This is a genomic window from Bradyrhizobium sp. MI1.7 (genome assembly GCF_055811795.1).
This window is the reverse complement of record NZ_JBVVPO010000021.1, coordinates 39,530-60,990: the sequence shown is the minus strand read 5'-3', so window position 1 is coordinate 60,990 and position 21,461 is coordinate 39,530. Positions and strand designations below refer to the sequence as shown.

The following is a 21,461-nucleotide window of genomic DNA, read 5'->3' as shown; positions in this document are numbered from 1 at the left end:
TTCCATATGGGCTGGCAGAAGTGGTCTTGGAATGGTCTTTGGGTGATTCCGGCAAGTCCAGTGATGCCTGCGAAAGTCCTTCGCTGTCCAGTGGTTAGGCCGCTATAAGCGGCACAAAGACATGGTTTTTCCGGAGAAACATATGAAGCTGTCGCGACGGTCGATCCTGCTGGGAGTAGGCAGCTTGCCTTTCGCGGTTGCGAGCTTGCGGACAGGCGCGCTGGCCCAGACCGTGCCCGCGGCTCAGACTGCCGAGGTGCCGCCGGTCCTGTTCGTCCACGGCAATGGCGAGTACGACGCGCTCTGGATGACGACCTTGTGGCGAATGGAATCCAACGGCGTCGCGCGCGATCGCATGATGGCGATCAACTTCACTGATCCCAATGCGCGGAGCGACGACAAGGTCGAGCAAGCGGGGCGCTCCTCGACCGAGGACCAGCGCCGCGAACTCGCGGCGGCCATCGCGGAATTGAAGCGCCGCGCCGGCGCGGCCCGCGTGGCGCTGGTCGGCAGCTCGCGCGGTGGCTATGCGATTCGCAACGTCATCAGGAACGGCGGTGCCGGCGATGTCAGCCATGCCGTGCTGTGCGGCACACCCAATCACGGCGTGTTCGCGACCGATGACCAGCCGAACAACGAGTTCAACGGCCGCGGCACATTTCTGCGCGGTCTCAACGAGGGCGAGAGCGAGGTGACGCCGGGTGTTGCCTTCCTTACGCTGCGCAGCGACGGCATGGACAAATACGCCCAGGCGGATGGCCGCTTCATCGGCAAGCCCGGCACGCCGACCGGTGTTACCGTCGAAGGGCCGGAGTTGAAGGGCGCCACCAATCTCGTGCTCGGCGCGCTCGACCATCGCGAAGTGGCGTTTCACCCGCGCGCCTTCCGCGAGATCTACAAATTCATTGCCGGCCGCGAGCCCGCGCGCATCGCGATTGTGCCGGAGCAGAGCGTCAGTTTGAGCGGCCTTGTGACCGGTACGCCAGGCGGCGTGTCGACCAATCGCCCGGTGGCAGGTGCAACCGTCGATGTCTTCCGCGTTGATCCTGATACCGGGGAGCGCAAAGGCAGCGCGGTGCACAGCGCGAAGACCGGCGCCGACGGCCGCTGGGGTCCGGCGCAGGTCGAGCCTTCCTGGTTCCTCGAATTCGTCCTGACATCGCCGGACGCGCCGACGACGCATATCTACCGCACGCCCTTCCCGCGCTCGTCCGATGTCGTGCATCTGCGTGCCGCGCGCCCGCTCGGGCCGGCGGACAAGGATGCCGGCGCCGTCGTGATCATGTCACGCCCGCGCGGCTATTTCGGCCTGCCGCGGGACGTGGTGCTGCTCGACGGCAAGGAGCCGGCCGACGTCAAGCCGGGTGTGCCCACGGATTCGGCAGCAACCTTGCGGCTCCCGGCCGCGGAGGCCGGGCGTAACGTCGTGGCCCAGTTCGGCGAAGAACGAATTGTGGCGCGTGCCTGGCCCGCCTCCGAGAACAGGATTGCGATTGCCGAGCTGACTTACTAGCTATTGGCTTGGGTCATATCTGCGGGAGAGAGCCATGAACATCGCCAGTGTGCGTCGGCCCATCATCCCTCCGACCCCGCCGCGTGCGCCCGACGACATGTCGTTTCTCGGCCGGGTCGCGGTCCTCAAGCAGAACATGATCGCGACCTGGGGCCAGCGTGCCTACGAAGAAGAGGTCATCAAGGGCCGCTTTTTCCTCCACAACAGCTTCATTCTGAATCAGCCGAATGCAATTCGGCATGTCCTGCTCAGCAATTATGAAAACTACACGCGCACGCCGGCGGGGATCCGCATGCTGCGTCCGGTGCTCGGCGAAGGAGTTCTGATCGCGGAAGGCCACGCCTGGGCGCATCAGCGCCGTACGCTCGCGCCGGCCTTCACGCCGCGTGCGACCGCAAATCTCGTCCCGCATATGACCGCGGTGCTCGACGAGACCATCACAAAGCTCGATGCGCGAACAAGCGAGCCGGTCGATCTGCGCGAGACGATGCAGCGTATGACGCTGGAGATCGCCGGACGCACGATGTTCTCGTTCGGCATGGACCGTCACGGCCCGACCTTGCGCAACTTCGTCATGGAATACGGCGCGCGGCTCGGACGGCCCTATTTCCTCGACATGCTGCTGCCGGTGTCCTGGCCGACCCCGATGGATTTTGCCCGCGCGCGCTTCCGCAAGCGTTGGACCGAATTCGTCGCGATGCTGATCGCCGAGCGCCGCACGATGGGCAAGAAGGACGGCGCGCCGCCGCGCGACCTGTTCGATCTCATGGACGCGGCGCGCGATCCCGAAACCGGCAAGGGCTTTTCGGACGCGCAACTCGTCGACGAGGTCGCGACCATGATCCTGGCGGGTCACGAGACCACGGCGACGGCGCTGTTCTGGGCGCTCTATCTGCTCGCGCTCGATCCGGAGACGCAGGAGGAAGTTGCCTCCGAGACCCACGGCGAGCACCTCGACAGCATGGCCGACATCGATCGCCAGAAGTTCACCCGTGCGGTGATCGAGGAGACCATGCGGCTCTATCCGCCGGCCTTCCTGGTCGCGCGCGCCGCGCGCGAGAAGGACAATGCGGCCGGCGTCGAGATCGGCAAGGGCGACATCATCATGATCGCGCCCTGGCTGCTGCACCGGCATGAGAAGCTGTGGGATCAGCCGAACGCCTTCATTCCCAAACGCTTCATGTCGAACGAGGCGCCCGACCGTTTCGCTTACCTGCCGTTCGGCGCGGGTCCGCGCGTCTGCATCGGCGCGCCGTTCGCGCAAGCCGAATCCGTGCTGGCGCTGGCCCGGTTGATCGGCGCCTTCCGTATCGAGCTTGCCGACAGGGTTCCGGTGATCCCGCTCGGCGTCGTGACGACCCAGCCGGACCACTCACCCTTGTTCCGCATCACGCGTCGGTGACAGACATTCGTCTGCCCGATGGCGCGATCCACCCCAGATAGAGCCTCCGCCATGAGCGACATCCAGGCCCAGTTTTCCGTTCTGAAGCAGACCGCCGACGCCAAGGTGGTCGACGCGATTGCACACCTCATCGAGAACGGCGAGGATCACGAGCTCAACCGCGTCAATGTCCTCGATTTCTCCAGGCAGCATGGCCTCGACGAAGAGCACACGATCTCCACCTTCCTGCATGCGGCGCGGCTCGGACTGTTCGATCTCGGCTGGAATGTGCTCTGTCCGGGCTGCGGCGGCGTGCTGGGTGCCCATTCGACGCTGAAGGCGCTCAAGCCGGACGATTATCACTGCGCGCTCTGCGCCTGCGGCTACAAGGCGTCGGTCGACGATCAGGTCGAGGTCTCCTTCACCGTCAATCCGCGCGTGCGGCGCATCGCAGCGCACGATCCCGATACGCTTCCGGTGTGGGAATATTTCAAGCAGGTATTCTGGAGTTCCGGCGTCGACTTCAACAAGGAATCCTTCGCGACGCTCGCCAACGAGGTGACGCTCGATACACTCGAGCTTCCGGCGGGCGAGAAAGCGACCATGTCGCTGCAACTGCCGGGCGACTTCATCATCATCTTCGAGCCGGTGACGCACGCAGCCCATTTCATCGACGTCCAGGGCGAGCCGACCAAGGAGCGCCAGCAGTTCGCGATCATGTACAACAAGGTGCAGGCTCCGACAGGGACGACGACCATGCGGCCGGGGCCGCTGCGGCTGTCGCTGGAGAACCAGGCCGGCGTGCGCGTGTTGCCGTCGGTGTTCATCGCGGCCGAGGCGCTCCATCATCTCATCGGCAAGCGCAAGCCGTTCCTCACCGCCAAGCGCATGCTGTCGAACCAGACGTTTCGCGATGTCTTCAAGGCGGACAATCTCAGCCTCGACCAGCGGCTCCAGATCACGTCGCTGACATTCCTGTTCACCGATTTGAAGGGCTCGACCGCGCTCTACGAGCGCGTCGGCGATCTCGCCGCCTTCGATCTCGTGCGCGCGCATTTCCATGCGCTGCTCGAGATCATCTCCTCCGAGAAGGGCGCGGTGGTGAAGACGATCGGCGACGCCGTGATGGCGACCTTCGTCCGCCCCGAGCACGCCATCGTCGCGGGCCTGCGCATGCGGTCCGCGATGGACGAGCTCAACAGGCAGCGCGGCACCGACGATCTCATCGTCAAGATCGGCATCCATGAAGGCCCGTGCCTTGCGGTGATGCTCAACGAACGCCAGGATTATTTCGGCCAGACCGTCAACATCGCCGCTCGCGTCCAGAGCCTGTCGACGGCGCAGGAGATCCACATCACGGGCCCCGTGCTCGATGCGCCCGCAGTCGCCGAGGTGCTCGAGCAGCGCGCGATCAAGCCGATCCAGAAGCAGGCGGCCCTGCGCGGCATCGCCGACAAGATGGTGGTGTACGAGATACCGTGACAGATTGCCGAAAGGTAATGCCCGCGCGGAGCTGACGCACGTTGCGGCGGTTGAGTTTCCCACTCATATAACGCTGGTGGCGGCCGCACCCCCGCGGCTTCATCGTTTTCGGTAGGATCCTATGCTCGACGGCCTGCGCCAATTCATCGCTGACATTGTGGCTCCTCATGCCGCGGATCGTGCTTTCGGCGATGGCGATTACCGGCTTGCGGCCACCGCGCTGCTGGTTCACGTGGTCTCGCTGGACGGTCAGCCGACGGCGACCGAGCAGCGCAAGCTGCACAGCCTGATCGAAAGCCATTTCGGGCTGGATCGCGGTACCGCCGATCGCCTGATTGCGGACGCTACCCAGGTCGAGGGCGAGGCCGTCGACCTCTATCACTTCACCAGCGTCATCATGCGCTCGCTCGACGAAGAGGGCCGCAAGCGCATCGTCCAGATGATGTGGGAGCTGGTCTATGCCGATGGCCAGGTGTCCGAGTTCGAGGATAACGTCGTCTGGCGCGCGTCCGACCTGCTCGGGATCGCCCAGCGCGACCGGATCGACCTCAAGCATGCGGTCGCAAATCGCGCCGGTGGTCAGGTCAAGGACGGCGCCGTCGGGGGTTGAGCCGTCTCGACGCGGTATTATCGGCGGTTGTGCTGACCACATGACGAAACTTTAATATACCCCCGTCGGCCAGCCCGGCCCCGGATTTCCCCGTAAAATCCGTGGTTTTCCTGCTTCCCTGTTGCCCGCTCAAGCAGCCATGCTGCCGGTGACGCTTGCCTGTCGCGCTCGGCCTATGCTCTCGTTCCGCCATTGCGGGGCCAAAAAACTTCAATTCAAGAGACTTCGATCGTGACTGAGCGGGTAACGTTGATCACCGGTGCGTCGGCGGGCATCGGCACGGAGCTGGCGCGTGTGTTCGCCGCCAACGGGCATCGCCTCGCGCTGACGGCGCGACGCGCAGACCGGCTGGAGGCGCTTGCGAACGAGCTCGCCGCCAAGGGTGGCAAGAAGCCGATCGTGATCGCCTGCGACCTGCAGGAGGCGGATGCGGGCGAGAAGATCGCCGCCGCGCTTGCCGCCGAAGACGTCGAGCTCGACCATCTCGTCAACAATGCCGGCTTCGGCGTGTTCGGCGATGCGATCGAGCGCGACCGCGTCGAACAGGTCGGCATCGTCGATGTCAACGTCCGGGCTCTGACGGATCTGTCGCTGCGCTTTGCCGATCAGCTGATCAGGAACAAGGGCGGTCTTCTCAATGTCGGATCGGTCGCGGGCTTTCTGCCCGGCCCCGGCATGGCCGTGTACTACGCGTCCAAGGCCTATGTGATTTCCCTCACCGAGGCCTTGCGGGCGGAGCTCGCGCCGCGCGGCGTTCGCGTCACCGTACTTTGCCCGGGTCCGGTGCCCACCGAATTCCAGGCGCGCGCCGGCGTCGGGTCCGGTCATGATACGGCTCTTCTCAACGTGTCTGCCGCCGAAGTTGCGCAACAAGCTTATCGCGGCCTGATGGCCAACAAACGGGCAGTGTTGCCTGGTCTCGGCATCAAGATCGTGCCGTTCGCGCTGCGTTTCTTCCCGCGCGGCTTCATCCTGTCCGCCACCAGCCGGTTCCAGAGGCAGAGGCACTGATTCCTTGTTTTGACGCGTTTTCTTTACGCGAACCGGTACCCACTTCGCTCGAAAACGCTTTAAAGAAAGCTCAGAGCTCCTTAGTGGCCCGGAGCTTGCTTCAATATCGGGACGCGTGTGCGCGAACTCACACGATGTTAACTACCGCTTAGTTATGCTGGCGGTCTGAACCGATAGCACTCGCAGAGGCCATGTCGTTCCGGACGGACAGGTTTGGTGGCGCAGAATTGGTGCCCTTCCCAAGAAGGACGCCGAGCGCCGCCGCCTCCGAAGCCCGGTTGCCGGTTCTGATCATCCTGCATCAGGAATCCTCGACGCCCGGCCGCGTCGGCAATGGGCTGCGCGCGCTCGGCCATCGCCTCGACATTCGCCGGCCGCGCTTCGGCGATCCCCTGCCCGACACGCTCGACCAGCATGCCGGCGCTGTTTTTTTCGGCGGTCCGATGAGCGCCAACGATCCCGACGACTACATCCGCCGCGAGATCGACTGGATCGAAATTCCGCTCCGCGAACAGCGGCCGTTCCTTGGTATCTGCCTCGGCGCGCAGATGCTGGCGATGCAGTTGGGGGCCCGCGTCGCACCGCATGCGCAGGCGCTGACCCAGATCGGCTACTATCCGATCCGCCCGACCGCGGCGGGCCACGCGCTCTGCCCGAATTGGCCGGCGCAGGTCTATCACTGGCATCGCGAAGGATTTGAACTGCCCGTCGGCGCTGAGCTGCTTGCGGAAGGCGATGATTTTCCGATCCAGGCGTTCCGCACCGGCAATGCTTTCGGGGTGCAGTTTCATCCTGACGTGACCTGCGCGATGATGCATTGCTGGACCACGCGCGGCTATGACGGCCTCAGCGCGCCCGGCGCGCGCGAGCGGCATCATCATTTCGCGGACCGTGCCGTGTACGACGTTGCGGAGCGGGCCTGGCTCGATCATTTCATCGATGGCTGGCTGGCGCGCCGGCAGGTGCTGGCGCAAGCCGCCGAGTGATCGCGCCTCTGCGCAAGGCCTTCGCGCAAGGCCTTGCCTGATCCCTGGATATGCTAGGCTCGTTCCTAACGAGCGCGCGCGAACGCGTGCCGGCAGACACAGGGAGAGCGTCATGGCCTATGAACACATTTTGTATGAGGTGAGCGACAAGGTCGCGACCATCACGCTCAATCGCCCTGATCGCATGAATGCGTGGACGCCGACGATGGAGCGCGACGTGCGCCATGCGATGGAAGCATCGAGCGCCGATGACGATGTCCGCGTCATCGTGCTCACCGGCGCGGGCCGCGCCTTCTGCGCCGGCGCCGACATGGATGCGCTGAAGGGGCTCGACCCCAACGACGTCAGGCGTGCCTCGAACCTGCCGCCCTTCGACATGAATCGCCGGCCGGACTGGCAGACGCGTTACGGCTTCTATCCATCGATCGGAAAACCCGTCATCGCCATGCTCAACGGCGCGACCGCCGGCATCGGCCTCGTGCACGCGCTTTATTGCGACCTGCGCTTTGCCGCCGACAATACCGTCTTCACGACAGCCTTCGCGCGGCGCGGACTGATCGCCGAGCATGGCATGTCCTGGATGCTGCCGCGCATCGTCGGCCACGCCAATGCGATGGATCTGCTGCTCTCGGCCCGCCGCGTGTCGAGCGAGGAGGCGCTGCGGATCGGCCTGGTGAACCGGCTCTGCTCGCCGGAGAAGCTGCGCGAGGAGACCTACGCCTATGCGCGCGACCTCGCCGACATGGTTTCCCCGAGCGCGATGGCCGTGATCAAGCGCCAGCTCTACGAGGTGCCGTTCCAGACCCTGGCGGAGGCCACGATCGAGGCCAACCGCGAGATGATGGTCGCGTTGAACGGCAGCGATTTCCGGGAGGGGGTCGCGAGCTTCATGGAGAAGCGGCCGCCGAGGTTCACGGGGAAGTAGGGGGGCTGGCTGAACTCGGGGAAAAGGTCCGCCGTCGCCCTTCGGGCTATGGCGGGACAGCCTTCGCTCACTTCGCTACGAGGGAGCTTGGCTGGCTTGCCTAGCGGTAGCTCGCGAATGTCAGTGATGGTGGATGGGGTCCGCCGTCGCCCTTCGGGCTATGGCGGGACAGCCTTCGCTCGCTTCGCTACGAGGGAGCTCGGCTGGCTTGCCTAGCCGTAGCTCGCGAAGCGAGCGAAGGCTGGTGGAGCCAGGCGGGATCGAACCGCCGACCTCGTCATTGCGAACGACGCGCTCTCCCAGCTGAGCTATGGCCCCGTTTGGCGGCCGCTCTGGTGAATGCGGCCGACAACCGGGCGCCATTTAAGTCCCCGCCAAGGTCAAGTCAAGGACGGGTGTGACCCGGTTTTAACCATCCCCGGCACTGACTTCCCTTGTTTGGGCCGGGGGGAACCGATATCTAGCAAAAAGCGTCAATCCCGACCGAAAGCCAGAGTCTTCAATGCGTGCCGTTCTCGACATCGTCATCATCGTGCTCGACCTCTACGTCTGGCTGCTGATCGCCTCCGCGATCCTGTCCTGGCTGATCGCTTTCAACGTCGTGAACACCCGCAACCAGTTCGTTTCGGCGGTGGCGGAGTTCCTGTACCGGATCACCGAGCCGGTGCTGGCGCCGATTCGCAATTTCCTGCCCAGCCTCGGCGGCCTCGATATCTCGCCGATCATCCTGATCCTGCTCATCATGTTCATCGAGCGGGTGATCCTGTATTACATCTACCCGAACGTGATCTAAGCAGGCGGGAGCGCCTTGGTTGCGAAAGAGGCCTTCAAGGAACCCTGGCGCTATTCGGTCGCAGGAATCAGCATCGCGCTGCGGGTGACGCCGCGCGGCGGCCGCGACGACATCGACGGGATCGAGCAATTGGCCGACGGCCGCAGCGTGCTCAAGGTGCGGGTGCGCGCGATCGCCGATGGCGGCGAGGCCAACAAGGCCGTTCTGGTGCTATTGGCGAAATCGCTCGGCGTCCCCAAGGCCAGTGTAAAGCTGCTATCCGGTGCCACCTCGCGGCTGAAGCAGATCGCGGTCGACGGCGATCCGGCGCGACTCGGCGAAGCCCTGCGCAAGCTCGCCCAAGCCAGATCGGCAGACGCCAAACCGACAGACCAAGGGAACTGACATGACGGCCAAGATCATCGATGGAAAAGTCATCGCTGCGGAACTCCGCGCGCGCGTCGCTGACGAGGTTGCCCGCGTCAAGCGCGAACACAATCTGGTGCCGGGCCTCGCGGTGGTTCTGGTCGGCAACGACCCCGCCAGCGAGGTCTATGTCCGCTCCAAGCACACCCAGACGCAGGCGGCCGGCATGGCCTCGTTCGAGCACAAGCTGCCGGCCGACGTGTCGCAGGCCGATCTGCTGGCCGTCGTCGCAAAACTCAACCGCGATCCCGCCGTGCACGGCATTCTGGTGCAACTGCCGCTGCCGAAGGGCCTGAACACCGAGGCCGTCATCAACGCCATCGATCCCGCCAAGGATGTCGACGGCCTGCATCCGAACAATGCCGGCCGGCTCGCCGGCGGCTTTGAAGCGCTGTCGCCTTGCACGCCGCTCGGCTCGATCATCCTGACCAAGAGCGTCCACGCCTCGCTTGAAGGCATGAATGCCATCGTGATCGGCCGCTCCAATCTGGTCGGCCGTCCGCTGGTGCAATTGCTGCTCAACGAGAATGCCACGGTGACCATCGCGCATTCGCGCTCGCGCGATCTGCCCGGGCTCGTGAAGCGCGCCGACCTTGTTTATGCCGCGGTCGGCAAGCCGGAGATGGTGCGCGGCGACTGGTTGAAGCCGGGCGCGACCGTGATCGATATCGGCATCAACCGTATCCCCAAGGACGACGGCAAGACCCGTCTCGTCGGCGATGTCGCGTATCAGGAAGCACTCGCCGTTGCCGGCGCGATCACGCCGGTGCCGGGTGGCGTTGGCCAGATGACGGTCGCCTGCCTGCTGGTGAATACGCTGCGCGCGGCGTGCGCGATCGCAGGGCTGCCGAAGCCGGCGGGTTAGGTTTTCTTCACCTCTCCCCGCTTGCGGGGAGAGGTCGGAATTCAAGCGTAGCCTGAATTCCGGGTGAGGGGGACTGTCCGCGAATCTAAGTCTCACCGTCCTTGCGGAGACTCCCCCCTCACCCCGACCCTCTCAGCGCGAGCGAAGCTCGTCGCGGCCCCGCAAGCGGGGCGAGGGAGCAGAGCTCACGCCTTCTTTTTCTTCTCGCGCTCGATGCCTTCGAGGATCAGCTTCTGCGCGTCTTCCGGGCCGCCCCAGCGCAGAATCTTCACCCACTTGCCCTTCTCGAGATCCTTGTAGTGCTCGAAGAAGTGCTGGATCTGCTGCAGCGTGATGTCGGGCAGGTCGGAGTACGACTTCACCTTGTCGTAGCGCTGCGTCAGCTTCGACGACGGCACCGCGAGAATCTTCTCGTCGCCGCCGGCTTCGTCTTCCATGAACAGCACGCCGACCGGGCGCACGCTCATGACGGCGCCGGGGATGATGGCGCGGGTGTTGATGATCAGCACGTCGCAGGGATCGCCATCATCGGACAGCGTGTGCGGGATGAAGCCGTAGTTACCGGGGTAACGCATCGGCGTGTAGAGGAAGCGGTCGACAACGAGCGTGCCGGCTTCCTTGTCCATCTCGTATTTGATCGGTTCGCCGCCCACGGGGACTTCGATGATGACGTTGACGTCGTGGGGTACGTTTTTTCCGATCGAGACCGCATCGATACGCATTCAAGGCTCCGTTGTTGCCGAGGTTAAATCGCGCCCGGCAGCGATTTTGGCGCTGTCATACGCGGGCTTGGCGCGCCAATCCATCGTGTTTTTGTGAAATAATGAATCCAGCGACTACCGGCTCAAAAGGCAACGGTATCGACGGATGGGAAGCGCTGCCGGCTAGACTTTCAGCAGCTCAATTGGTCCAAGCGAAGGCAACCTTGTCGAGCGACTTCGGCCCGAAACGCTCGGAGGAGCGCGCCACCATGCGGCCGCCCAAGGCGCGGTAGAACTCGGTCGCTGGATCGTTGTCCGAGAGCGCCCACACCACCATGCTCTTCAGGCCGCTCTGCATCAGGTCGCGGCGGGCTGCGGTGAACAGGCGGCGGCCGAAGCCGAGACCCTGGAATTCCGGACGCAGATAGAGCTCGTAGATCTCGCCGTCGAAGTGCAGGCTGCGGGCGCGGTTGCGGCCGTAATTGGCATAGCCGGCGATCTTGTCGCCGAACACGAGCACGCTGACGCGGCTGCCTTTGCGAATCGCACTGTCCCACCACTGCGGACCGCGGCGGTTGATCAGCTTTTCCAGTTCGCCGCCGGGAATGATGCCCTGATAGGCGGAGCGCCAGGCTTCGTCATGGGTGGACGCCACCGCAGTTGCATCTGCAGCTTTGGCCGGCCGGACCTCGATCAGGGTTGTGCTCATGGATACGATCAAACCAAGTCGCCGCGCCGGCGGCAAGACCTATCGTTAATTATCGGTTAACGTGTGGATTTTGTGCATCAGTATTTTAACCATGTTGTACCGAAAGAAGACAAGACGCCATTTCGAACGGCACCGGCCTGCCATTGCCGGTGCAAAACTGCCCTGCGGCAACCAATGAACCGCGATGGCAACGCAAAAAGTCCGCCGAAAATGATTCGTTCCTGCAGATCCGTCGCTGTCCGTGTTCGCCTGCGGCGATTCATGCGCCTCTTCAACATCTTCGCCCTCCTGCCTGTGCTGGCCTTGTTGATGGCGTCCCCTCTGTGCGCGCAGGTCACGTTTGGGTCATCGGGTGAGGAGGGCGAGCCGCTTCGCCGGCAACAATGGCGCGTGCCATCGCCGGATACCGACGTTGCCGCGCATGCGCTGCTGTTTCGTCCCGTTGGCGCCGGTCCGTTCCGGCTTGCGGTGATCGCGCATGCCTCGACGCAGAATGTGCTGCGTCGGGCGCAAATGCCGCAGCCTGAATACCGCGCGCTGGTCGCGTTTCTCGTCGCACACGGCTTCGCCGTGCTGGTGCCGGAGCGGCTCGGCCATGGTGCGACCGGCGGCCGCTATGTCGAGGACCAGGGCGGCTGCGACGAGGCGGATTACGCGCGCTCGGGTCGCGCGACGGCCACCGAAATTTCGCTCGCGCTGGATTTTTTGCGAAAGCAGGATTTCGTTCGTCAAGACTCGGCCGTCGTGCTCGGCCATTCCGCCGGCGGTTGGGGGGCGTTGGCGCTCGCGAACGCCGATCCGAACGCGATCTCCGCGATCATCGCGCTTGCGCCGGGGCGCGGTGGCCACGCCAACGACGAACCGAACCGGATCTGCGCGCCGCAGACGCTTCTCGCCGCGGTGGCCGAGTTCGGCAAGGCGGCGCGCATTCCGGTCACATGGCTCGTGGCGACCAATGACAGCTATTTTGCGCCGGCGTTCTCGCGCCAATTGGCCGATGCGTTTCGCGGTGGAGGCGGCAAGGTGGACTTCCGCACATTGCCGGCCGTCGGCAGCGAGGGGCATTGGATGATCGAGAGCGAAGCCGGCGTCAAAGCCGCCAGCCGCGAGCTCGGGCTTGCGCTGAACCAGTCCAAACCTGCGGCGGCCAAGAAGCCATGACGCTGTATCTCCTGGTCAAATACCTCCATGTGCTGGGCGCCATCGTCATTCTCGGCACTGGCACCGGCATCGCCTTCTTCATGCTGATGGCGCACCGCACGAGCGACGCCGAATTCATCGCGCGTACCGCTTCGGTGGTGGTGATTGCGGACGCGATCTTCACGCTGTCGGCCGTGATCCTCCAGCCGGTGACGGGCGGCCTGCTGATGATGCTTTCGGCCATGCCGATCACGGAACGCTGGCTGCTGGCCTCGCTTGGGCTCTACGTCTTTGCGGGCCTGTTCTGGGTCCCCGTCGTCTTCATGCAGATCGAGATGCGCGATCTCGCGCGCAAGGCGGCCGAGCAGCGCGGCGCTCTGCCTGAACGCTACTTCGTGCTCTACCGCCGCTGGTTCGCGTTCGGTTTCCCCGGCTTCGGCGCGACGATGTTGATCCTGTGGCTGATGATCGCGAAACCGTTTTGAGAGATGCGATGACCCAGCCAACCGTTTTGGTGCTCGGCGCCTCCGGCCTGATCGGGCGCTTCGTCACCGACGATCTGCGCGTGCGGGGATTTCGCGTGGTCGGCGTCGCACGCAGCCTGTCGCCCGCGCAGAAGATGAGCGCACGGGACATCGAGCAGCCGATCTTGTCGCTCGACGCAGCCGCGCTGATGCGCCTCTTCCGCGAGCATGCCGTCGACGTCGTCGTGAACTGTCTTGGCGTGCTCCAGGATGGTCCCGGCAGCGACACCGGCGCGGTGCATCGCGATTTCGTCGCGCGCCTGCTTGAGGCGATCGCCGACAGCGGCCGCGCGATCCGGCTGGTGCACATCTCGATCCCCGGGACCGCGGAGGCGGATCGCACCGCCTTCGCGACGACCAAGCGCGAGGCCGAACGCCTGATTGCAACCTCCGGCATTCCCCACGCTGTCCTGCGGCCCGGCTTCGTCGTCGCACCGTCAGCCTATGGCGGCAGCGCCATGCTGCGTGCGCTCGCCGCCTTCCCGCTCGACCTGCCGCAGAAGGAGATGTCGACGCCATTCCAGTCCGTCGCAGTCGAGGACATTTCGGCCACCATCGCCTGGCTCGCCGCGCGCGATATCGACGACGCCTCAGTCAAAGCCGTGACGTGGGACCTGATGCAGGCCGAGCCGGTCACCATGGTGGGCGTCATCAAACAGTTCCGCCACGCCTTCGGCACAGCCGGCTGGCCGCGCCTCGTGATGCCATCCTTCATGCTCGATCTCGGCGCGAAGATCGGCGATCTAGCCAATTATCTCGGCTGGGTGCCGCCGATGCGCTCCACCGCCATCGCCGAGCTGCGCCGCGGCGTGACTGGCGATCCCTCCGCCTGGATCGCCGCCACGGGCATCGCGCCGAAGACGTTGACTGATGCGATCGGGCGCCATCCCGCCACCATCCAGGACAAATGGTTCGCGCGGCTGTTCCTGATCAAGGCGCTGATCTTCGCCAGCCTCGTTGCGTTCTGGCTTGTCTCCGGCTTCATCGCGCTGTTCGTCTCCTACCGCGCCGCCGCCGGCATCCTGACCGCGCACAATTTTTCGCCCGCGCTGGTCGATCCCATCACCATCGGCACCAGCCTGATGGACATGAGCATCGGCGCGCTGATCGCCTTCCGCCGCACCGCGGCGATCGGCCTGCTCGCAGGCATCGTCGCCTCGCTCGGCTATATGTTCGGCGCGGCAATCCTCACGCCCGACCTCTGGATCGAGCCGCTCGGCGCGCTGGTGAAGACAGGCCCCGCGATCGTGCTGATGCTGGCCGCGCTTATGATGCTGGATAATCGATAGCGTTTTCACGCGAAGTGGATCCCGGTTCGCGCCCAGAAAACGCGTAAGATAGAGAGACTGATGAGCAAATGGCCCGATGATGACGTAATTCTGTTCGACGGCGTCTGCATCTTCTGCTCGCGCTGGGTCCGCTTCGTCGCCAAGCGCGACACGTCGAAGCGGTTTCGCTTCACGCCGATCCAGTCGGATTATGGGGCGCGGCTTGCCCGTACGTTTGGCATCGATCCTGACGATCCCGACACCAATGCCGTGGTTCATGACGGAGAGGTCTTTATGAAGTCCGACGCCGCGCTGATCGTGCTGTCGCATCTGCCGGGATGGCGTTGGGTGCGCGCGTTGTTCGCCGTGCCAAAACTGCTGCGAGACCCCGTGTACAGCCTCATCGCGCGCAATCGCTACCGCATCTTCGGCAAGTACGACGCCTGCTTCGTTCCCGATGCGGATTTGCGGGCGCGGGTGATTGAGTGACGTAGCCGGCGCTTACGGCTTGCCTGAAGCCGCCAGCACTTCCTTCGCCGCGCGCTCCCCGCTGTCCCTGGCGCCATGCGCCGTCGTGAAGAAGCTTGGCGACGTCGCTTCTCCCGCGAAGAACAGCCGCCCATCCACCGGCGCGGCCAGCACCGCGCGGTCTCCAGCGTGCCCTGGCAGTGCGTGTGAATACGATCCTCTCGCGAAGGGGTCGTGGGCCCAGCGCGACTCGTAGAGCGGCTTGAGCTTTCGCCTGATGTCGTTGCCGAGGAAGCCTGCGATCTCGTCGATGCTGTGCGCGGCAATGGCGCCGTCGCCGGCGTCTTCCAGCCCGCGGGCAAAGCTGCCGCCGAAAAAGCCTTCGATGCAGGGCTGTCCGAACGGGCGGATGTGATAGGTGCCCATCTCGGTGCGCATGGTGGCGCCGCGCAGATTGCCCTCTTTCGGAAAGGCTTCTGCATCGTCGAGCGCCAGCGTCACCTTGTCGTCGACGCCGAGCGGCAGGCCGGCTGCCGCATCGACCTTGGCGGGCAGCGGCGGTGAGAAGCGGATCGCCTCATCGGCGATCAGATTGGTCGGAACGGTGACGATCACCTTGTCGGCGGTCAGCGTACCCTGCGATGTCTCGATGCGGAGGCGCTGGCCGGAATGATCGATCAGCGTGACATTGCAGCCCAGGGCCACCGGGCAGGGGGCGCCATAGGCCGCGATCAGTGCGCCATAGCCACGGCGGACGCGCCAGTTGAGATCGCTGTCCTCGTAGGCGTCCCAATCCAGTGTCGACATGTCCTTCAGTTCGCAGCCGTTGATGTAGGTCGAGACGGCGTCGATCATGGGATTCCAGCGATTGCCCGGATCGAGGCTCAGGCTTGCGGGCTCGTCCTTGCCCTTTTGCGCGGCCTGCCACAGCCGCTCGTAGAATGCGTCCATCGCGCGCATGAAATCGTCGCGCTCGGTCTGCGGAAACGCGTTGCCGAAGGCGCGCTCGCGCCAGGGCGGCAGGTCCTTGTTGACCTCGAAGCCGAGCTGCTTGGCGATGTCGACGAAGGAATTCTTGTCGGCCGAGTGCAGCCAGCCGCAGCCGACGTCGAAGGTCACCTCAGGCGAGGCCTGCACGGTCCAGGCACGTCCGCCAATCCGGTCGCGCGCCTCCAGCACGATCATGGAGAGGCCGGAGCCATGCAGCGCATGCGCCGCGCCGAGGCCGGCTGCGCCGGCGCCGATGATCGCGACGTTGACGGAGGAGGGCAGGGAGGTCATCAGCGGGCTCTAGCACGTTCGCGAAGAGCGCTGAAGCCACCACAAAGTGAGGTGTCATCACCCGCCTTGTGCGCACGTTGTGCACTGGGGCGAGTGATCCATCTTCGTAGGGTGGGCAAAGGCGCTCTTGCGCCGTGCCCACCATTGTCGACCGGGATTTCAAGTGGTGGGCCCGCTACGCTTGGCCCACCCTACGGCACTACGGTATGGAGCGGCTTACGCCACCGCTTCCTTGGACTTTTCCGCGCGCTTGCGCTCGTTCGGGTCGAGGTGCTTCTTGCGCAGGCGGATCGACTTCGGCGTGACCTCGACGAGCTCGTCGTCCTCGATATAGGCGAGCGCCTTTTCCAGCGTCATGCGGATCGGCGGGGTCAGGCGCACCGCTTCGTCCTTGGACGTGGTGCGGATGTTGGTGAGCTGCTTGCCCTTGAGCACGTTGATCTCGAGATCGTTGTCGCGGGTGTGCTCGCCGACGATCATGCCCTTGTAGACCTTCCAGCCCGGCTCGATCATCATCGGGCCGCGGTCTTCCAGCTTGAACATGGCGTAGGCCACCGCTTCGCCCTGGTCGTTGGAGATCAAGACGCCGTTGCGGCGGCCCTGGATCTCGCCCTTGTACGGGGCGTAGCCGTGGAACAGGCGGTTCATGATCGCCGTGCCGCGGGTGTCGGTGAGCAGTTCGCCCTGATAACCGATCAGGCCGCGGGTCGGCGCGTAGAACACCAGGCGCAGGCGGTTGCCGCCGGACGGCTTCATCTCGACCAACTCGGACTTGCGCTCGCTCATCTTCTGCACGACGACGCCGGAATGCTCCTCGTCGACGTCGATCACGACTTCCTCGATCGGCTCCATGGTGGCGCCGGTCGCTTCGTCCTTCTGGTACACGACGCGCGGGCGCGACACCGAGAGCTCAAAACCTTCGCGGCGCATGGTCTCGATCAGGATCGCGAGCTGCAATTCGCCGCGGCCCGAGACTTCCATCGCGTCCTTGTCGGAGGCTTCGACGACGCGCAGCGCGACGTTGCCTTCGGCTTCACGCAGCAGACGGTCGCGGATCATGCGGCTCGTCACCTTGTCGCCTTCAGTGCCGGCGAGCGGGGAGTTGTTGACGATGAACGACATCGACACGGTCGGCGGATCGATCGGCTGCGCCGGCAGCGGCACCTCGACGGTCGGATCGCAGAAGGTGTCGGCGACGGTGCCCTTGGTCAGGCCGGCAATGGCGACGATGTCGCCGGCTTCGGCTTCATCGAGCGGCGTGCGCTCGAGACCGCGGAATGCCAGGATCTTGGTGATGCGCCCGGACTCGACCAGCTTGCCGTCGGCATGCAGCACCTTGACCTGCTGGTTCGGCTTGAGCACGCCGGACGAGATGCGGCCGGTGATGATGCGGCCGAGATAGGGGTTGGCTTCCAGGATGGTGCCGATCATCCTGAACGGACCTTCCTCGACCGTCGGCGGCGCGACGTGGCGCAGGATCAGGTCGAACAGCGGCTCCATACCCTTGTCCTGCGGACCCTCGGGGCTTTCAGCCATCCAGCCCTGCTTGGCCGACCCGTACAGGATCGGGAAGTCGAGCTGCTCCTCGCTGGCGTCGAGCGCCGCGAATAGGTCGAACACCTCGTTGATGACTTCGGTCGGGCGCGCGTCGGGGCGGTCGACCTTGTTGATGACGACGATCGGCTTCAGGCCGACCTTGAGCGCCTTGGAGACCACGAATTTGGTCTGCGGCAGCGGGCCTTCGGCGGCGTCGACCAGCACCAGGGCGCCGTCCACCATGTTTAGGATGCGCTCGACCTCACCACCGAAATCGGCGTGGCCGGGGGTGTCGACGATGTTGACGCGGGTGTCCTTCCACTGCACCGAGGCCGCCTTGGCCAGGATGGTGATGCCGCGCTCACGCTCCAGATCGTTGGAGTCCATGGCGCGATCCGTCACCTTCTGGTTCTCGCGGAACGTACCGGATTGCTGGAGGAGTTTGTCGACCAGGGTCGTCTTGCCGTGGTCGACGTGGGCGATGATGGCGACGTTACGAAGGTTCATGAGTGAGCTTCTTTGCGGTCGGACAATGGGTTAAGCGCGATCTCGCCGGTCGGACCGGGACCTCTTCTCGAAACAACGCTGGAAGACTGGAAACGGGCGCTTTCCGCCCAAAAAGGGCCGCCCGGTCATCTCGACCAGGCACCCTACGCGTTGCGGCGCAATATATGCAAAAACCGCCAAAAAACAATGTGTTCTTTGCTAGTTGGTTGACTGAATTTTGTCAGGGAATCTCCGGGGGTTAGGGTAAATTCAGCACCAAACCGGCCTTTGCTCGGGGACGGGGCCTCGATCAGCCCTGCGCCGAGCCGGGGCTGGTCTCCTCGGTCGGATAGACCCCGCGCAGCACTTCCTCGAAGTGCATCTTCACCGCGTCGTTGCACAGGCAGGCGCGCAGGCGCAAGCCGTCGAGATTGCGGACCAGGATCGCGCCGCGTCTTGTATCGAGCACGCCCTCGGCCTTGAACGACTGGAGCACGCGGCTCGCATAGCTGCGGCCGACCCCGAGCAGCGTCGCGAGTTGCTCATGCGTCAGCGGCACGCTGCTCTCGTCGCCGGTCCGCTCCATCGCCGCAATGATCCACTTGGCCGTACGCTGCTCGATGGAGTGGATGGCGTTACAGGCGGTGGACTGGAACATCTGCGCCAGCATGCAGTCGGCATAGCGGGCGAAGATGTTGCGCAGCGAGGCCGAGCGCATCTTGGCAGCGTCCAGCTTGGCGACGTGAATGCGCGCGAATGGTCCGCCGAATTTCACGCAGATGCGGGTATAGGCCGGCAAAAATCCCTCGCTGACGATGCCGCCCACTGCGCCTTCGCGGCCGACCAGGATGGTCTCGACGTCGCGGCCGTCCTCATTGGGAACGAGAAATGTCGCGAGCGACGGCCCACAGGGGAAGTGCACGACCTGGACATCGTCGCCGGGACTGTAGAGCAGCTCGTTGGCCCCGGCGGTGTCCAGGGTGACGTGCGGTGCCAGCAGCGCGTAGTCAGCCGGACTCAAGCGCCGCAGCAGATTGTTGGCCGGCCGGCTGCCGACTTCGGTTGTCTTGCTGATACGCGCGTCCATCGTAAATCCCCTGCTCTCCTTTCAACACTAGCGAGGTCCGATCATGGGCTATGTGCACAAGTGGACAGACGTGAAAACTGTTCTGTGGTGAGTTTCGTTCCGGGAACCCTCCGATGCGCTGGGCGCAGGCGTCGGGATGAGGCTGTCCTCGATCGGTAAGAACATGCAGCCCTCGATATCCACCATCATGATACCTGCTCCCCCGGACGGCTCGACCGGCATGCCCGCCGATGTTCTGATCGTTGAGGACGATCCGATCATTGCGATCGATTTCGAGGATCGCCTGCTCGGATTTGGCGTGAGGAGCGTGCGCACCGTGGGGTCGGTGGCGCAGGCGCTGGCGGCGATCGCAGCGCGCGCGCCGGATTTCGCGCTGCTCGACGTCGAGCTCGGCCGCGAGAAAAGCTTTGCCGTCGCCGACCGGCTGGCGGCTGCGCAAATTCCCTTCGTCTTCGTGACGGGCTACGGCGCCGAGGATCGGATCGCTCCCGAATTCAAGACGCGGCCGCGGCTGCAAAAGCCGTGTTCGAGCGAAGCGCTGGAGGCCGCGCTGCGCTCGGGCGGCTCCTGATCGCCCGTCGGCGTTCTCCCGGCTTCAGGCCAATTTCGGATCGAGCGTGGTCGACCACAGCGCGACGTCGGCGCGGTCGCGCAAGGTCACCGTCATCTGGCCGGATGCGCCGTCGATCTTGACGTGACCGAAGAACTGCATGCCTGCGGACGGCGGCAGGTTCTGGTTGTCCTTGCCCGGCGCTTTGACGAAGCGCACCTCTGGCCCAAAGGTGTTGTCGAGCGCGTTCGGACCGAAGGTGCCCGCATGCAGCGGGCCCGAGACGAATTCCCAGAACGGCTCGAACTCCTGGAATTGCGCCTTGTTCGGATCGTAATAATGCGCGGCGGCGTAGTGCACGTCCGCGGTCAGCCACACCGTGTTGTTGATCGGCGCCATCTTGATGAAGCGCAGGATGTCGGCGATCTCGAACTCGCGGCCGCGCACCGGGCCGTCGCCCTGCGCAATGGCTTCCGATCCGCCCTTCGGCGTGTCCGACACGACGAGACTGATAGGCATGTCGGAGGCGATCACTTTCCAGGTCGCACGCGAATTCAGAAGGCCGCGCTTGAGCCAGGCGACCTGGTCCGGGCCGAGAAAATAGCTCGCGGGCCCGTAAGCGGTTTCGAGATTGGCGCCGTTCGGGCCGCGATAGCTGCGCTCGTCGAGCACGAACACGTCGAGATGCGGGCCGTAGGAGATCTGGCGATAGACGCGGCCCGGCTCAACGATGCTCTCCCGCATCGGATACATCTCGTGAAAGGCGCGGCCGGCGCGGGCTGCCAGCAGGGAGATGTCGCGCACCTTGTAGGACGCCGGCAACTCCTTCGACAGCGACCAGTTGTTGGTCACTTCATGGTCGTCCCACTGCACGAAGATCGGCACTTCGGCATTGAAGGCGCGGACGTTGTCGTCGGTGAGATTGTATTTGTGTGCGGCGCGGTACTCGTCCAGCGTCTCCGCGACCTTGGCCTTTTCGGGGATGGTGACGTTCTTCCAGGTCTTGCCGTCGGTGAGCTTCACCTCGGATTCGATCGGACCGTCGGCATAGATCGTGTCGCCGGAATGCAGGAAGAAATCCGGGCGATGCTTGCGCATCGCGGAGAAAGTGAACATGCCGCCATCATCGGGATTGATGCCCCAGCCTTGCCCTGCGACGTCGCCGCCCCAGACGAAGCTGACGTCGCGACGGTCGGCCGGAGCGGTGCGGAAGCGGCCGACCACCGGCTCGCCCTCGATCGCGGTATGCGAGAGATCGCGAAAGCGGACGCGATAGAAGATGTCCTGTCCGCCCGGCAGGTTCTCGATCAGCATCTTCGCGGTGAAGTCGCTCTCCGGCAGTGCCGCGATCGGCGGCAGTGCGCGGACATCCTTGAAGGACTCGGTCGTGGCCACCTCGACCAGCATCTGCGATGGCCGGTCAGTGCGCGCCCAGACCACGCCACCGTCGACCGTGACGTCGCCGGACTGCACGCCATGCGTAACCGCCGGCCGGTCGGCCGCGCGCGAGAGATGGGGCATCGCGATCGCGCCGAGTGCGCCGGCGCTGGTGGTGAGGAAGCGGCGGCGGGAGAATTTGATGTTCATGGCGGCTTCGCTTTTTGTCTCGTGCGCATCTCGCGTCGTCATTCCGGGACGGTCCGAACGACCGGACCCGGAATCTCGAGATTCCGGACTCGCGCTGCGCGCGCTCCGGAATGACAGCGAAAGCTATACTGAGACAGTATGACGCAGCAATAA

General features: G+C 64.5%; 21 protein-coding genes and 1 tRNA gene. 15 read left to right on the top strand and 7 right to left on the bottom strand.

Going from position 1 to position 21,461, the window contains the following annotated elements:
* Positions 1–142: 142 nt before the first annotated feature.
* The 7 genes from AC0L3X_RS20395 to AC0L3X_RS20365 all read left to right on the top strand — a co-directional run bounded on the left by AC0L3X_RS20395 (position 143) and on the right by AC0L3X_RS20365 (position 7,908).
* Positions 143–1,513 carry a hypothetical protein gene (locus AC0L3X_RS20395; RefSeq protein ID WP_063980336.1) on the top strand — a complete coding sequence of 457 codons (1,371 nt, stop codon included), beginning with the start codon at positions 143–145 and terminating at the stop codon, positions 1,511–1,513.
* 34 nt (positions 1,514–1,547) lie between these two features.
* Positions 1,548–2,915, top strand: coding sequence for a cytochrome P450 (locus AC0L3X_RS20390; protein ID WP_063980337.1), 1,368 nt, complete (start codon positions 1,548–1,550; stop codon positions 2,913–2,915).
* 51 nt (positions 2,916–2,966) lie between these two features.
* Positions 2,967–4,376, top strand: coding sequence for an adenylate/guanylate cyclase domain-containing protein (locus AC0L3X_RS20385; protein WP_063980338.1), 1,410 nt, complete (start codon positions 2,967–2,969; stop codon positions 4,374–4,376).
* Positions 4,377–4,497: 121 nt separating this feature from the next.
* A complete protein-coding gene (locus AC0L3X_RS20380; RefSeq protein WP_063980339.1) occupies positions 4,498–4,986 on the top strand; it encodes a tellurite resistance TerB family protein in 489 nt (162 codons plus the stop codon).
* Positions 4,987–5,217: 231 nt separating this feature from the next.
* Complete coding sequence (locus AC0L3X_RS20375; RefSeq protein ID WP_063980340.1) at positions 5,218–5,997, top strand: SDR family NAD(P)-dependent oxidoreductase; 780 nt, start codon at positions 5,218–5,220, stop codon at positions 5,995–5,997.
* 191 nt (positions 5,998–6,188) lie between these two features.
* Positions 6,189–6,983, top strand: a complete 795-nt coding sequence (locus tag AC0L3X_RS20370; protein WP_063980341.1) for a glutamine amidotransferase — start codon at positions 6,189–6,191, stop codon at positions 6,981–6,983.
* Between the two features lie 112 nt (positions 6,984–7,095).
* Positions 7,096–7,908, top strand: a complete 813-nt coding sequence (locus tag AC0L3X_RS20365; protein ID WP_063980342.1) for an enoyl-CoA hydratase — start codon at positions 7,096–7,098, stop codon at positions 7,906–7,908.
* A gap of 242 nt (positions 7,909–8,150) precedes the next feature.
* Here the strand turns inward: AC0L3X_RS20365 and AC0L3X_RS20360 are convergent.
* A tRNA-Ala gene (locus AC0L3X_RS20360) sits at positions 8,151–8,226 on the bottom strand.
* 184 nt (positions 8,227–8,410) lie between these two features.
* Between AC0L3X_RS20360 and AC0L3X_RS20355 the strand changes: the two genes are divergently transcribed.
* From AC0L3X_RS20355 to folD, 3 genes are read left to right on the top strand one after another with little or no spacing between them, the layout of a single operon-like run.
* Positions 8,411–8,701 (top strand): YggT family protein, encoded by a 291-nt coding sequence (locus AC0L3X_RS20355; RefSeq protein WP_007598721.1) that lies wholly within the window; start codon positions 8,411–8,413, stop codon positions 8,699–8,701.
* A gap of 15 nt (positions 8,702–8,716) precedes the next feature.
* On the top strand, positions 8,717–9,085 hold the full coding sequence (locus tag AC0L3X_RS20350; RefSeq protein ID WP_063980343.1) for a DUF167 domain-containing protein: 369 nt from the start codon (positions 8,717–8,719) through the stop codon (positions 9,083–9,085).
* 1 nt (position 9,086) lies between these two features.
* A complete protein-coding gene (gene folD, locus AC0L3X_RS20345) occupies positions 9,087–9,971 on the top strand; it encodes a bifunctional methylenetetrahydrofolate dehydrogenase/methenyltetrahydrofolate cyclohydrolase FolD (protein WP_231143756.1) in 885 nt (294 codons plus the stop codon).
* Positions 9,972–10,156: 185 nt separating this feature from the next.
* Here folD and ppa read toward each other — a convergent pair whose 3' ends face one another.
* Both ppa and AC0L3X_RS20335 read right to left on the bottom strand, forming a co-directional pair.
* Complete coding sequence (ppa, locus tag AC0L3X_RS20340) at positions 10,157–10,693, bottom strand: inorganic diphosphatase (protein WP_014490715.1); 537 nt, start codon at positions 10,691–10,693, stop codon at positions 10,157–10,159.
* 178 nt (positions 10,694–10,871) lie between these two features.
* Positions 10,872–11,381, bottom strand: coding sequence for a GNAT family N-acetyltransferase (locus tag AC0L3X_RS20335; protein ID WP_014490714.1), 510 nt, complete (start codon positions 11,379–11,381; stop codon positions 10,872–10,874).
* Positions 11,382–11,642: 261 nt separating this feature from the next.
* On the opposite strand from AC0L3X_RS20335, the gene AC0L3X_RS20330 reads away from it, so the two are divergent.
* Genes AC0L3X_RS20330 through AC0L3X_RS20315 form a run of 4 tightly spaced genes read left to right on the top strand, consistent with a single transcriptional unit; the run spans position 11,643 to position 14,802 of the window.
* Positions 11,643–12,542: an alpha/beta hydrolase family protein gene (locus AC0L3X_RS20330; protein WP_231143758.1), complete on the top strand. Its 900-nt coding sequence runs from the start codon at positions 11,643–11,645 to the stop codon at positions 12,540–12,542.
* Positions 12,539–13,006 carry a DUF2269 family protein gene (locus AC0L3X_RS20325; protein WP_063980345.1) on the top strand — a complete coding sequence of 156 codons (468 nt, stop codon included), beginning with the start codon at positions 12,539–12,541 and terminating at the stop codon, positions 13,004–13,006. The genes AC0L3X_RS20330 and AC0L3X_RS20325 overlap by 4 nt, the downstream gene beginning before the upstream one ends.
* An 8-nt stretch (positions 13,007–13,014) precedes the next feature.
* On the top strand, positions 13,015–14,334 hold the full coding sequence (locus AC0L3X_RS20320) for an SDR family oxidoreductase (protein WP_063980346.1): 1,320 nt from the start codon (positions 13,015–13,017) through the stop codon (positions 14,332–14,334).
* Between the two features lie 60 nt (positions 14,335–14,394).
* Entirely contained in the window at positions 14,395–14,802 is a 408-nt protein-coding gene (locus AC0L3X_RS20315) for a thiol-disulfide oxidoreductase DCC family protein (protein ID WP_063980347.1), read from the top strand.
* Positions 14,803–14,814: 12 nt separating this feature from the next.
* Here AC0L3X_RS20315 and AC0L3X_RS20310 read toward each other — a convergent pair whose 3' ends face one another.
* From AC0L3X_RS20310 to AC0L3X_RS20300, 3 genes are all read right to left on the bottom strand, one after another.
* On the bottom strand, positions 14,815–16,062 hold the full coding sequence (locus tag AC0L3X_RS20310) for a flavin monoamine oxidase family protein (protein WP_063980348.1): 1,248 nt from the start codon (positions 16,060–16,062) through the stop codon (positions 14,815–14,817).
* Positions 16,063–16,278: 216 nt separating this feature from the next.
* Positions 16,279–18,105, bottom strand: a complete 1,827-nt coding sequence (gene typA / locus AC0L3X_RS20305) for a translational GTPase TypA (protein WP_063980349.1) — start codon at positions 18,103–18,105, stop codon at positions 16,279–16,281.
* A 289-nt stretch (positions 18,106–18,394) separates the two neighbouring features.
* Positions 18,395–19,171, bottom strand: a complete 777-nt coding sequence (locus AC0L3X_RS20300; RefSeq protein ID WP_135213906.1) for a Crp/Fnr family transcriptional regulator — start codon at positions 19,169–19,171, stop codon at positions 18,395–18,397.
* 136 nt (positions 19,172–19,307) lie between these two features.
* On the opposite strand from AC0L3X_RS20300, the gene AC0L3X_RS20295 reads away from it, so the two are divergent.
* Positions 19,308–19,742: a response regulator gene (locus tag AC0L3X_RS20295; protein ID WP_231143759.1), complete on the top strand. Its 435-nt coding sequence runs from the start codon at positions 19,308–19,310 to the stop codon at positions 19,740–19,742.
* Positions 19,743–19,766: 24 nt separating this feature from the next.
* Here AC0L3X_RS20295 and AC0L3X_RS20290 read toward each other — a convergent pair whose 3' ends face one another.
* Complete coding sequence (locus AC0L3X_RS20290) at positions 19,767–21,308, bottom strand: alkaline phosphatase D family protein (RefSeq protein ID WP_063985982.1); 1,542 nt, start codon at positions 21,306–21,308, stop codon at positions 19,767–19,769.
* Between the last annotated feature and the right edge of the window lie 153 nt (positions 21,309–21,461).

Coding starts and splice junctions, on each gene's coding strand:
- AC0L3X_RS20395 (WP_063980336.1), top strand. CDS start 143: ATGAAGCTGTCGCGACGGTCGATCCTGCTGGGAGTAGGCAGCTTGCCT.
- AC0L3X_RS20390 (WP_063980337.1), top strand. CDS start 1,548: ATGAACATCGCCAGTGTGCGTCGGCCCATCATCCCTCCGACCCCGCCG.
- AC0L3X_RS20385 (WP_063980338.1), top strand. CDS start 2,967: ATGAGCGACATCCAGGCCCAGTTTTCCGTTCTGAAGCAGACCGCCGAC.
- AC0L3X_RS20380 (WP_063980339.1), top strand. CDS start 4,498: ATGCTCGACGGCCTGCGCCAATTCATCGCTGACATTGTGGCTCCTCAT.
- AC0L3X_RS20370 (WP_063980341.1), top strand. CDS start 6,189: ATGTCGTTCCGGACGGACAGGTTTGGTGGCGCAGAATTGGTGCCCTTC.
- AC0L3X_RS20365 (WP_063980342.1), top strand. CDS start 7,096: ATGGCCTATGAACACATTTTGTATGAGGTGAGCGACAAGGTCGCGACC.
- AC0L3X_RS20355 (WP_007598721.1), top strand. CDS start 8,411: ATGCGTGCCGTTCTCGACATCGTCATCATCGTGCTCGACCTCTACGTC.
- folD (WP_231143756.1), top strand. CDS start 9,087: ATGACGGCCAAGATCATCGATGGAAAAGTCATCGCTGCGGAACTCCGC.
- ppa (WP_014490715.1), bottom strand. CDS start 10,693: ATGCGTATCGATGCGGTCTCGATCGGAAAAAACGTACCCCACGACGTC.
- AC0L3X_RS20335 (WP_014490714.1), bottom strand. CDS start 11,381: ATGAGCACAACCCTGATCGAGGTCCGGCCGGCCAAAGCTGCAGATGCA.
- AC0L3X_RS20330 (WP_231143758.1), top strand. CDS start 11,643: ATGCGCCTCTTCAACATCTTCGCCCTCCTGCCTGTGCTGGCCTTGTTG.
- AC0L3X_RS20325 (WP_063980345.1), top strand. CDS start 12,539: ATGACGCTGTATCTCCTGGTCAAATACCTCCATGTGCTGGGCGCCATC.
- AC0L3X_RS20320 (WP_063980346.1), top strand. CDS start 13,015: ATGACCCAGCCAACCGTTTTGGTGCTCGGCGCCTCCGGCCTGATCGGG.
- AC0L3X_RS20315 (WP_063980347.1), top strand. CDS start 14,395: ATGAGCAAATGGCCCGATGATGACGTAATTCTGTTCGACGGCGTCTGC.
- AC0L3X_RS20310 (WP_063980348.1), bottom strand. CDS start 16,062: ATGACCTCCCTGCCCTCCTCCGTCAACGTCGCGATCATCGGCGCCGGC.
- typA (WP_063980349.1), bottom strand. CDS start 18,105: ATGAACCTTCGTAACGTCGCCATCATCGCCCACGTCGACCACGGCAAG.
- AC0L3X_RS20300 (WP_135213906.1), bottom strand. CDS start 19,171: ATGGACGCGCGTATCAGCAAGACAACCGAAGTCGGCAGCCGGCCGGCC.
- AC0L3X_RS20295 (WP_231143759.1), top strand. CDS start 19,308: ATGAGGCTGTCCTCGATCGGTAAGAACATGCAGCCCTCGATATCCACC.
- AC0L3X_RS20290 (WP_063985982.1), bottom strand. CDS start 21,308: ATGAACATCAAATTCTCCCGCCGCCGCTTCCTCACCACCAGCGCCGGC.